The following is an 11,421-nucleotide window of genomic DNA, read 5'->3' as shown; positions in this document are numbered from 1 at the left end:
GATGTCGCGACTCGGCAACATCGGCGCCAGGCTGTACCGCGGTGAGGTCGGCTACGACTTCGTCGCCAAGCGCAAGATCTGGTACGGCGTCTCGATCCTGATCACCGTGGTGGCCATCGTGGGCCTGGCGGTGCGCGGTCTGAACATGGGCATCGAGTTCTCCGGCGGCGCGGTCTTCACCACCCCCAAGACCGCGGTCTCCGCCACCCACGCCCGGGAGGAGGCGGAGAAGGCGTCCGGCCACGACGCCATCGTCCAGGAGCTGGGCAGCGGCGGTCTGCGGATCCAGATCACCGACGTCGGCACCGAGAAGTCGGACCAGATCCGCGAGGAGCTGGCCAAGGACTTCAAGATCTCCTCGCAGTCCATCAACGCCGAGCTGGTCGGGCCCAGCTGGGGCGAGCAGATCGCCAACAAGGCATGGCTGGGCCTGGGCATCTTCATGGCCCTGGTGGTGGTCTACCTCGCCATCGCCTTCGAGTGGCGCATGGCCGTGGCGGCGCTCATCGCCCTGGTCCACGACCTCACGATCACCGTGGGCGTCTACGCCCTCGTCGGCTTCGAGGTCACCCCGGGCACGGTCATCGGTCTGCTCACCATCCTCGGCTACTCCCTCTACGACACCGTCGTCGTCTTCGACGGTCTGAAGGAAGCCAGCAGGGGCATCACCAAGCAGACCCGCTGGACGTACAGCGAGATCGCCAACCGCAGCCTCAACGCCACCCTGGTGCGCTCCATCAACACCACGGTCGTGGCCCTGCTCCCGGTGGCCGGTCTGCTCTTCATCGGCGGCGGCGTCCTCGGCGCCGGCATGCTGAACGACATCTCGCTGTCGCTCTTCGTCGGTCTGGCGGCCGGTGCGTACTCCTCGATCTTCATCGCGACCCCGCTGGTCGCCGATCTCAAGGAGCGCGACCCGAAGATGAAGGCCCTGGCCAAGCGCGTGCGGGCCAAGCGTGAGGCGGCGGCCGCCAAGGGCGGGGACGCACTGGCGGAGGACGAGGCGCACGGGGCCGGCGAGACCGCCGGTGCGGCCGGTGTCGTCGGCCAGCGCACCCAGCCGGCGTCCGGCGACCGCGGTGGCCGGAACCGTCCCTCGGGCGGGCGCCGATGAGCGCCACGCCGGAGCTGCGGGAGCTGCTGCTCTCCCGGATCAGGGACGTGCCGGACTATCCGAAGCCGGGCGTGATGTTCAAGGACATCACCCCGCTCCTCGCCGATCCGGCGGCGTTCTCCGCCCTGACCGAGGCCCTCGCGGAGCTCTGCGTCCGCAACGGCGCCACCAAGGTCATGGGCCTGGAGGCGCGGGGCTTCATCCTCGCCGCCCCCGCGGCCATACGGGCCGGCCTCGGCTTCGTCCCCGTCCGCAAGGCGGGCAAGCTGCCCGGGGCGACCCTGTCGCAGGCGTACGAGCTGGAGTACGGCAGCGCCGAGATCGAGGTGCACGCCGAGGACCTGACGCCCGGGGACCGGGTCATGGTCATCGACGACGTCCTCGCCACCGGTGGCACCGGCCATGCCTCGCTGGAGCTCGTCCGGCGGGCGAAGGCGCAGGTCGCCGGGGTGGCCGTGCTCATGGAGCTGGGCTTCCTGGCCGGCCGCCGGCGCATCGAGTCCGCCCTCCAGGGCGCCCCGCTGGACGCCCTGATCACCATCTGAGGCACCGCGTACACGAGGGGCGGGCACCGGAGACGAACCGGTGCCCGCCCCTCCGTCGTGCCCCGGCCCCGCGGTTCCCGGCGGGTCCTCGATACCATGGGCAGTCCGGACCTGATCGGGGGGCCGGACCTCCCTCCCTGTCCGCCTGCGGCACGGAGGGCCATCACGAGGAGTGCTCTTGCCAGACGAGGCCCAGCCGCTCTCCCCCGGACGGAGTCCGGAGGGAACCCCAGCCGCGCGACAGCAGAAGGCCTCGGCCGAGGCCGCGGCCGGAGACACGCCTGCCAAGAAGGCGTCCGACGCGGTGAAGGCCACCCCTGAGTCCCGGCCGAAGGCCCCCGCCGACCGTCCGGCCGGCAGCCCGGGCACCACGGGTGCCTCCGTGGCCCGGCCCCCGCAGAACGGCCCGGCACCGCGCTCCGCCTCCTCCAACCGGGTCCGCGCCCGGCTCGCCCGCCTCGGCGTGCAGCGCTCCAGCCCGTACAACCCGGTCCTGGAACCGCTGCTGCGGATCGTCCGGAGCAACGACCCCAAGATCGAATCCACCACGCTGCGCCAGATCGAGAAGGCGTACCAGGTGGCCGAGCGCTGGCACCGCGGCCAGAAGCGCAAGAGCGGCGACCCGTACATCACCCACCCGCTCGCCGTCACCACCATCCTCGCCGAGCTCGGCATGGACCCGGCGACCCTGATGGCCGGGCTGCTGCACGACACCGTCGAGGACACCGAGTACGGGCTCGACACCCTGCGCCGCGACTTCGGTGACCAGGTCGCCCTGCTCGTCGACGGCGTCACCAAGCTCGACAAGGTCAAGTTCGGCGAGGCCGCCCAGGCCGAGACCGTGCGCAAGATGGTCGTCGCCATGGCCAAGGACCCGCGCGTCCTTGTCATCAAGCTCGCCGACCGCCTGCACAACATGCGCACCATGCGCTACCTCAAGCGGGAGAAGCAGGAGAAGAAGGCCCGCGAGACCCTGGAGATCTACGCCCCGCTGGCCCACCGGCTGGGCATGAACACCATCAAGTGGGAGCTGGAGGACCTCGCCTTCGCGATCCTCTACCCCAAGATGTACGACGAGATCGTGCGGCTGGTCGCCGAGCGGGCGCCCAAGCGCGACGAGTATCTGGCGGTCGTCACCGACCAGGTGCAGGGCGACCTGCGCGCCGCCCGGATCAAGGCCACCGTCACCGGACGGCCGAAGCACTACTACTCCGTCTACCAGAAGATGATCGTCCGCGGCCGGGACTTCGCGGAGATCTACGACCTGGTGGGCATCCGCGTCCTCGTCGACACCGTCCGCGACTGCTACGCGGCACTCGGCACCATCCACGCACGGTGGAATCCGGTGCCCGGGCGGTTCAAGGACTACATCGCGATGCCCAAGTTCAACATGTACCAGTCGCTGCACACGACGGTCATCGGGCCCAGCGGCAAGCCCGTGGAACTCCAGATCCGCACCTTCGACATGCACCGCCGCGCCGAGTACGGCATCGCCGCGCACTGGAAGTACAAGCAGGAAGCCGTCGCGGGCGCCTCCAAGGTCCGCACCGACGTGCCGCGCAACGCCGGCAAGGGCGGCGGCCAGGACACCGTCAACGACATGGCGTGGCTGCGCCAGTTGCTGGACTGGCAGAAGGAGACGGAGGACCCGGGCGAGTTCCTGGAGTCGCTGCGCTTCGACCTCTCCCGCAACGAGGTCTTCGTCTTCACGCCCAAGGGCGACGTCATAGCGCTGCCGGCCGGAGCCACCCCCGTCGACTTCGCGTACGCCGTGCACACCGAGGTCGGCCACCGCACCATCGGCGCCCGGGTCAACGGGCGGCTGGTGCCGCTCGAATCCACCCTGGACAACGGCGACTTGGTGGAGGTCTTCACCTCCAAAGCCGCCGGGGCGGGCCCGTCCCGCGACTGGCTCGGCTTCGTCAAGTCCCCCCGCGCCCGCAACAAGATCCGCGCGCACTTCTCCAAGGAGCGCCGCGACGAGGCCATAGAGCAGGGCAAGGACGCCATCGTCCGCGCCATGCGCAAGCAGAACCTGCCCATCCAGCGCATCCTCACCGGCGACTCGCTGGTGACCCTGGCGCACGAGATGCGCTACCCGGACATCTCCTCGCTCTACGCGGCCATCGGGGAGAACCACGTCTCCGCGCAGAACGTCGTGCAGAAGCTGGTCCAGGCGCTCGGTGGCGAGGACGCGGCCAACGAGGACATCGCGGAGACCACTCCGCCGATCCAGCGCCGCACCAAGCGGCGTTCCAGCGCCGACCCGGGTGTCGTCGTCAAGGGCGTCGACGACGTCTGGGTGAAGCTGGCCCGCTGCTGCACCCCCGTGCCCGGCGACCCGATCATGGGTTTCGTCACCCGTGGCAACGGCGTCTCGGTGCACCGCCAGGACTGCGTCAACGTCGACTCGCTCTCCAAGCAGCCCGAGCGGATCCTCGAGGTCGAGTGGGCTCCCACCCAGTCCTCGGTCTTCCTCGTCGCCATCCAGGTCGAGGCGCTGGACCGCTCCCGGCTGCTCTCGGACGTCACCCGCGTGCTGTCCGACCAGCACGTCAACATCCTGTCCGCGGCCGTCCAGACGTCCCGCGACCGGGTGGCGACCTCCCGCTTCACCTTCGAGATGGGCGACCCCAAGCATCTGGGCCATGTGCTGAAGGCGGTGCGCGGCGTGGAGGGCGTCTACGACGTCTACCGAGTGACGTCGGCCCGCCGGCCCTCGTAGGGCGTGTTGCGGAAGTCCCGCCCGGCCGGAGGTGTCCGGCACACGAAGCGGCCCCGGTGCGTGAGCACCGGGGCCGCTTCGCGCAGCGGACCGGGAAGGTCAGCCGCCGAACTCCTCAAGACCCTTGAGAGCCTGGTCCAGCAGCGCCTGACGGCCCTCGAGCTCCCTCGCCAGCTTGTCGGCCTTGGCGTTGTTGCCCGCCGCACGGGCCGCGTCGATCTGCGAGCGCAGTTTCTCGACCGCCGCTTCGAGCTGCCCGGTCAGACCCGCCGCACGGGCCCGCGCCTCCGGGTTCGTCCGCCGCCACTCGGCCTCCTCGGCCTCCTGGATCGCACGCTCGACCGCGTGCATCCGCCCCTCGATCTTCGGACGGGCGTCCCGCGGCACATGACCGACGGCCTCCCACCGCTCGTTGATCGAACGGAAGGCCGCACGGGCCGCCTTCAGGTCCGAGACCGGGAGGAGCTTCTCGGCCTCGACCGCCAGCTCCTCCTTACGGGTGAGGTTCTCCCGCTGCTCGGCGTCCCGCTCGGCGAACACCTCGCCGCGCGCCTGGAAGAACACGTCCTGGGCCCCGCGGAAGCGGTTCCACAGGTCCTCCTCGGCCTCGCGCTGCGCGCGGCCCGCGGCCTTCCACTCCGACATCAGCTCGCGGTACCGGGCGGCCGTCGGACCCCAGTCGGTGGAGCCGGACAGCGCCTCGGCCTCCGTGACCAGCTTCTCCTTGGTCTTCCGGGCCTCCTCGCGCTGCGCGTCCAGCGACGCGAAGTGCGCCTTCCGCCGCTTGGAGAACGCCGAACGGGCGTGCGAGAAGCGGTGCCACAGCTCGTCGTCCGTCTTCCGGTCCAGCCGGGGCAGGCCCTTCCAGGTGTCGACCAGGGCCCGCAGCCGCTCGCCCGCGACCCTCCAGTGGTCGCTCGCGGCCAGCTCCTCGGCCTCGGTGACCAGCGCCTCCTTGGCGTGCCGGGCCTCGTCGGACTGCTTCGCCTTGGCCGCCTTGCGCTCCTCGCGGCGCTTCTCGACCTCGCCGACCAGTGCGTCGAGCCGCTTGCGCAGCGCGTCCAGGTCACCGACGACATGGTGCTCGTCGAGCTGCTGCCGCAGATGGTCGATCGCCGTCGTCGCGTCCTTGGCCGACAGGTCGGTCGTCCGCACCCGGCGTTCGAGGAGGCCGATCTCGACGACCAGGCCGTCGTACTTGCGCTCGAAGTAGGCCAGGGCCTCCTCGGGGGTGCCCGCCTGCCACGATCCGACGACCTGTTCGCCCTCGGCGGTACGCACGTACACGGTCCCCGTCTCATCGACGCGGCCCCACGGGTCGCTGCTCACAGCGCCTCCTCCACATGATGCCGACACGGGCGCGCAGCCCGTGGGCATCGTCCACAGTTCTCCCTCCTCGCCCCCTTCGGGGAGGAGGGGCCCGGACCGGGCCGCGCCCGAGCCGGTCCGACACGCTGCTCATTTCCCGCCCTCGCGGGGCAGGGCGGCAGCCGTCGGAGCAGGCACCCTGCCATACGCAAACATAGGCGACCCGCAGGCCGGCTGTCCGCCCAGCGCGACCGAAATTTCACCGTCGCCCGGGTCAGGACCTGCGTACGACCGCCTTGTCGATCACGACGGTGGCGTTGGGCGCGGTGTTGTCGTTGCCGTCCGGCGGGGCCGCGCCGGCGTCGGCGATCTTCTTCAGCACGTCCGTGCCGCCGGTGATCCTGCCGAACGGCGTGTAGTCCGGCGGCAACTGGCTGTCCCGGTACACCAGGAAGAACTGGCTGCCCCCGGTGTCCCGGCCCTTCCCGGTCCCCGCCTGGTACCGGTTCGCCATGGCGACCGTCCCGGCCGGATAGACGCCGCCCTTGAGCCGGGAGTCCTTCAGGTTCTCGTCCGGGACGGTGTACCCCGGACCGCCCTCGCCGGTGCCCTTCGGATCGCCGCACTGCAGCACGAAGATGCTGCCCTCGGTCAGCCGGTGGCACCGGGTGTGGTCGAAGTAGCCCCGGCCCGCCAGGAAGTTGAACGAGTTGACGGTGTGCGGCGCCTTCGCCGCGTCCAGCGCGACCTCGATCTCCCCGCAGGTCGTCCGCAGCTCCATCGTGTAGCCGGCGGAACGGTCGACGGAGAGCGCCGGCTCCTTCTTCCACTGGCGGGTACCCGGCTCGCCCGGCGCGGGCTTGCGGCACGGATCCGGCGCCTTGCTCGTGGCGGAGGGGTCCGGGGCGGCCGCGTCCTCCCGCCCGTCGCCGCTGAGCCCCACGCTCGCGTACACCGCCGCACCCGCCGCGAGGACGACGGCGAGGCCCGCCGCCAGCACCACGGTCCGGCGCCGTGTCCTGCCGTGCTGCTCGGCACGCCGCTGCTGCTGCCGTGCGAACTTCTCCCGGGCGAGTTGCCGTCGCCGCTGGTCCTTCGTGGCCACCGGTGGTCTCCCTTGAGCCGTCTCGTCTGCTGTCCCCCGGACACTCGAGCCGTACCGTATACGGGTTCGCTGTGGCGGGACCGTCGCCGGTAGGCTCTGAACTGCTCAGATTCTTGTGCCGGACGACTTTTAAGGACGATCGTGCTCATTGCCGGGTTCCCCGCCGGGGCCTGGGGGACCAACTGCTACCTGGTCGCCCCCGCCGCCGGCGAGGAGTGCGTGATCATCGACCCGGGCCACGAAGCGGCCCCCGGCGTCGAAGAGGCACTGAAGAAGCACCGTCTCAAGCCGGTCGCCGTGGTGCTCACCCATGGGCACATCGACCACGTCGCGTCGGTCGTGCCGGTCTGTGGCGCGCACGACGTACCCGCCTGGATCCACCCCGAGGACCGCTACATGCTGAGCGACCCGGAGAAGGCTCTGGGGCGCTCCATCGGCATGCAGCTGATGGGTGACCTGACCGTGGGCGAACCGGACGACCTCCACGAGCTCGCCGACGGTGCGCAGCTCGAACTCGCGGGGCTGGAGTTCGGCGTCGCGCATGCGCCCGGCCATACCAAGGGGTCGGTGACCTTCCGGATGCCCGAGAGCGACGACATCCCGTCGGTGTTCTTCTCGGGCGATCTGCTCTTCGCCGGCTCCATCGGACGCACCGACCTGCCCGGCGGCGACCACGCCGAGATCCTCGATTCGCTGGCCCGTGTGTGCCTGCCGCTCGACGACTCGACCGTGGTGCTGTCCGGCCACGGCCCCCAGACGACCATCGGCCGCGAGCGCGCCACCAACCCGTACCTCCGGGATGTGGCCGCCGGCCTCGGAGCCGCCGACCGCGCCGCTCCGCGACGAGGAATGTGACGAGACTTCTCCCGTGACCACCTTCCAGGCCCCCAAGGGCACGTACGACCTGATCCCGCCGGACTCCGCGACCTATCTCGCGGTGCGCGAGGCGATCTCCGGCCCGCTGCGGCGTGCCGGGTACGGCTACATCGAGACCCCCGGTTTCGAGAGCGTGGAGCTCTTCTCCCGCGGTGTCGGCGAGTCCACCGACATCGTCACCAAGGAGATGTACACGCTCACCACCAAGGGCGGTGACCAGCTGGCGCTGCGCCCCGAGGGAACCGCCTCCGTGCTGCGCGCGGCGCTGGAGAGCAACCTCCACCGGCTGGGCAACCTGCCGGTCAAGCTCTGGTACTCCGGCTCCTACTACCGCTACGAGCGGCCGCAGGCCGGGCGCTACCGGCACTTCTCCCAGGTCGGCGCCGAGGCGATCGGCTCCGAGGACCCCGCGCTCGACGCCGAGCTGATCATCCTCGCGGTCGACGCCTACCGGTCCCTGGGCCTGAAGAACTTCCGTCTGCTGCTCAACTCGCTGGGCGACAAGGAGTGCCGTCCGGTCTACCGGGCCGCGCTCCAGGACTTCCTGCGCGGCCTCGACCTCGACGAGGACACCCGCAAGCGGATCGACATCAACCCGCTGCGGGTGCTCGACGACAAGCGGGACGCGGTGCAGAAGCAGCTGGTGGGCGCGCCGATGATGCGCGACCACCTGTGCGAGGCCTGCAAGGCCTACCACGAGCAGGTGCGCGAGCTGCTGACCGCGGCCGGCGTGACCTTCGAGGACGACCCCAAGCTGGTGCGCGGCCTGGACTACTACACCCGCACCACCTTCGAGTTCGTCCACGACGGTCTCGGGTCGCAGTCCGCGGTCGGCGGCGGCGGCCGCTACGACGGCCTCTCCGAGATGATCGGAGGCCCGGCGCTCCCGTCGGTCGGCTGGGCGCTCGGGGTCGACCGCACGGTTCTGGCCCTGAAGGCCGAGGGTGTGGAGCTGGAACTGCCGTCCGCCACCGAGGTGTTCGCGGTGCCGCTCGGCGAGGAGGCGCGGCGCGCGCTGTTCGGCGTGGTCACCGAGCTGCGCCGGGCCGGGATCGCCACGGACTTCGCCTTCGGCGGCAAGGGCCTGAAGAACGCGATGAAGTCCGCGAACCGGTCGGGCGCGCGCTACGCCCTGGTCGCGGGCGAGCGGGACCTCGCCGAGGGCGTCGTCCAGCTGAAGGACCTGGAGACCGGCGAGCAGTCGCCGGTCGCGCCCGACCGGATCGTCGACGAACTGCGCGGCAGGCGGGCCTGACACGGGCCTTCTTACGCCGGTCGAACGCCCACCGGACGAGGATGGCCGATCAGGGTCCCTCGTCCGGTGGAGACGGTCCGCCGACGGCCCTTATTGGGGCACAATGTGCCGTGTCCGGCAGGGCGCAATTCTTCGGGAGCGATGAACGGCGATATGGCGACGACAGTGGTTGACGACGTGTCCACCGACGAGCACGACCGGGAGCACCCCAGCGGGGGAGCGGTCGGCAGCAGCCGTGCCCTCGCCTGGCTGCTGGTGATCACCGGCGCCGCCGGACTGCTCGCGGCGTGGGTGATCACGATCGACAAGATCAAGATTCTCGAGGCGAAGGCCGAGGGCAAGACCTTCACCCCGGGATGCAGCCTCAACCCGATCGTCTCCTGCGGCAGCATCATGGAGAGCGAGCAGGCGTCGGTCTTCGGATTCCCGAACCCCATGCTCGGCCTGGTGACCTACGGCATGGTGATCGCGATCGGTGTGGCACTGATCGCCCGGGTGCGCTACCCCCGCTGGTTCTGGCTGGGGTTGAACGCCGGCACGCTCTTCGGCGTCGGATTCTGCACCTGGCTGCAGTACCAGTCGCTCTACGTCATCAACGCACTCTGCCTCTGGTGCTGCCTCGCCTGGGTCGCCACCATCGTGATGTTCTGCTACGTCACGCTGCACAACATCCGGAACCGGTTCCTGCGGGTGCCGGAAGGCCTGCGCAAGGGGCTGCTGGAGTTCCACTGGGTCCCGTCGGTGCTCTGGGTCGGCGTCATCGCCATGCTGGTGCTGACGCGCTGGGGCTCCCGCCTCTGGGCCATGTGACCCACCGGCTCGGCCGGGACCGGCGCGGTGCCCCGCCGCCCCGCCGAGCCGACCGACGCCGTCGCGTCACCGCCGCCCCCGGACCGTCCCTGAGACCGGTGCCCGGGGGCGCTGTCAGTGGGGTGTCATAGGCTTCCCGGCGTGGAGCCCGACCTGTTCACAGCCGCCGAAGAGGACCGCCGAGAGAAGGATCCGGCCAGCAGCCCGCTGGCCGTGCGGATGCGTCCCCGCACCCTCGACGAAGTCGTCGGGCAGCAGCACCTGCTGCGGCCCGGATCACCGCTGCGCAGACTCGTCGGAGAGGGCAGCGGCGGGCCCGCCGGGCCGTCGTCGGTGATCCTCTGGGGGCCGCCCGGCACCGGCAAGACGACCCTCGCCTATGTCGTCAGCCAGGCCACCAACAAGCGCTTCGTGGAGCTCTCCGCGATCACCGCCGGGGTCAAGGAGGTGCGGGCGGTCATCGACGGCGCGCGCCGCGCCTCGGGCGGATACGGCAAGGAGACCGTCCTCTTCCTCGACGAGATCCACCGCTTCAGCAAGGCCCAGCAGGACTCCCTGCTGCCCGCGGTGGAGAACCGCTGGGTCACCCTGATCGCCGCCACCACCGAGAACCCGTACTTCTCGGTCATCTCCCCGCTGCTGTCCCGCTCGCTGCTGCTCACCCTGGAGCCGCTCACCGACGACGACCTGCGCGGGCTCGCCCACCGGGCGCTCACCGACGAGCGCGGCCTGGGCGGTGCGGTGCGGCTCCCGGAGGACGCCGAGGGGCATCTGCTGCGGATCGCGGGCGGTGACGCCCGGCGGGCGCTCACCGCGCTGGAGGCCGGGGCCGGCTCCGCCCTCGCGAAGGGCGAGGACGAGGTCACCCTGCAGTCCCTGGAGGAGGCGGTCGACCGGGCGGCGGTGAAGTACGACCGCAGCGGCGACCAGCACTACGACGTCGCGAGCGCGCTGATCAAGTCCATCCGCGGCTCGGACGTGGACGCCGCGCTGCACTACCTGGCGCGGATGATCGAGGCGGGGGAGGACCCGCGGTTCATCGCCCGACGGCTGATGATCTCGGCCAGCGAGGACATCGGGATGGCCGACCCGACGGCGCTGCAGACCGCGGTGGCCGCGGCGCAGGCGGTGGCCATGATCGGCTTCCCGGAGGCCGCGCTCACGCTCAGCCACGCCACCATCGCCCTCGCGCTGGCCCCCAAGTCCAACGCCGCCACCACGGCGATCGGCGCCGCTCTGGCGGACGTCCGGGCGGGACTGGCGGGCCCGGTGCCCACGCACCTGCGGGACGGCCACTACCAGGGCGCCAAGAAGCTGGGCCACGCCCAGGGCTACGTGTACCCGCACGACGTACCGGGCGGTATCGCGGCCCAGCAGTACGCGCCCGACGCGGTGCACGGCAAGCGCTACTACGAGCCGACGCGCTACGGCGCCGAGGCGCGGTACGCGGACGTCGCGGAGCGGGTGCGCAGCCGACTGCGGGGCGAGCAGCCGCGCCCGGCGGACCCGCCGCACCGGCCCGCGAAGCCGGCCCAGCAGGCCGGCACGAAGTCGCCGCAGCAGGCGGAGCAGGGCGCGAAGGCCGCGAAGACGCAGCGGCAGGAGCCGGCGGCCGCGGAGCCGGGCCGGGCGGAGCCGGGTCCGGTGGAGGCCGGTTCCCGGCAGGAGGACCCCCCGGAGCCG

General features: G+C 71.2%; 8 protein-coding genes and 1 pseudogene. 7 read left to right on the top strand and 2 right to left on the bottom strand.

All coding sequences use genetic code 11. The features are described 5' to 3' along the window. The first annotated feature begins 1 nt into the window (after position 1). From secF to ACFYYR_RS07930, 3 genes are all read left to right on the top strand, one after another. Positions 2-1,114: a protein translocase subunit SecF gene (gene secF / locus ACFYYR_RS07940; protein WP_388848256.1), complete on the top strand. Its 1,113-nt coding sequence runs from the start codon at positions 2-4 to the stop codon at positions 1,112-1,114. Then, positions 1,111-1,659 (top strand): adenine phosphoribosyltransferase, encoded by a 549-nt coding sequence (locus tag ACFYYR_RS07935; protein ID WP_388848253.1) that lies wholly within the window; start codon positions 1,111-1,113, stop codon positions 1,657-1,659. Before secF ends, ACFYYR_RS07935 begins: the two co-directional genes overlap by 4 nt. 178 nt (positions 1,660-1,837) lie before the next feature. Beyond that, the gene (locus ACFYYR_RS07930) at positions 1,838-4,384 is read left to right on the top strand and encodes a RelA/SpoT family protein (RefSeq protein ID WP_388848250.1); all 2,547 of its coding nucleotides are present in this window, start codon (positions 1,838-1,840) and stop codon (positions 4,382-4,384) included. Between the two features lie 99 nt (positions 4,385-4,483). On the opposite strand, the gene ACFYYR_RS07925 is transcribed toward ACFYYR_RS07930, so the two are convergent. Both ACFYYR_RS07925 and ACFYYR_RS07920 read right to left on the bottom strand, forming a co-directional pair. Next, positions 4,484-5,713, bottom strand: coding sequence for a DUF349 domain-containing protein (locus tag ACFYYR_RS07925; RefSeq protein ID WP_388848247.1), 1,230 nt, complete (start codon positions 5,711-5,713; stop codon positions 4,484-4,486). A 253-nt stretch (positions 5,714-5,966) separates the two neighbouring features. Next, complete coding sequence (locus ACFYYR_RS07920) at positions 5,967-6,797, bottom strand: peptidylprolyl isomerase (RefSeq protein ID WP_388848244.1); 831 nt, start codon at positions 6,795-6,797, stop codon at positions 5,967-5,969. A gap of 141 nt (positions 6,798-6,938) precedes the next feature. On the opposite strand from ACFYYR_RS07920, the gene ACFYYR_RS07915 reads away from it, so the two are divergent. The 4 genes and pseudogenes from ACFYYR_RS07915 to ACFYYR_RS07900 all read left to right on the top strand — a co-directional run. Then, complete coding sequence (locus ACFYYR_RS07915; protein WP_388848241.1) at positions 6,939-7,652, top strand: MBL fold metallo-hydrolase; 714 nt, start codon at positions 6,939-6,941, stop codon at positions 7,650-7,652. Between the two features lie 13 nt (positions 7,653-7,665). Then, positions 7,666-8,928 carry a histidine--tRNA ligase gene (gene hisS, locus ACFYYR_RS07910; RefSeq protein ID WP_388848238.1) on the top strand — a complete coding sequence of 421 codons (1,263 nt, stop codon included), beginning with the start codon at positions 7,666-7,668 and terminating at the stop codon, positions 8,926-8,928. A gap of 153 nt (positions 8,929-9,081) precedes the next feature. Continuing rightward, on the top strand, positions 9,082-9,738 hold the full coding sequence (locus ACFYYR_RS07905) for a vitamin K epoxide reductase family protein (RefSeq protein ID WP_388848235.1): 657 nt from the start codon (positions 9,082-9,084) through the stop codon (positions 9,736-9,738). 141 nt (positions 9,739-9,879) lie between these two features. After that, positions 9,880-11,232: pseudogene (locus tag ACFYYR_RS07900) on the top strand (replication-associated recombination protein A); the annotation flags it as partial. Between the last annotated feature and the right edge of the window lie 189 nt (positions 11,233-11,421).

This window comes from Streptomyces sp. NPDC001922 (assembly GCF_042891165.1).
Lineage (GTDB): Bacteria > Actinomycetota > Actinomycetes > Streptomycetales > Streptomycetaceae > Streptomyces.
This window is presented reverse-complemented; position numbering and strand designations above follow the sequence as displayed.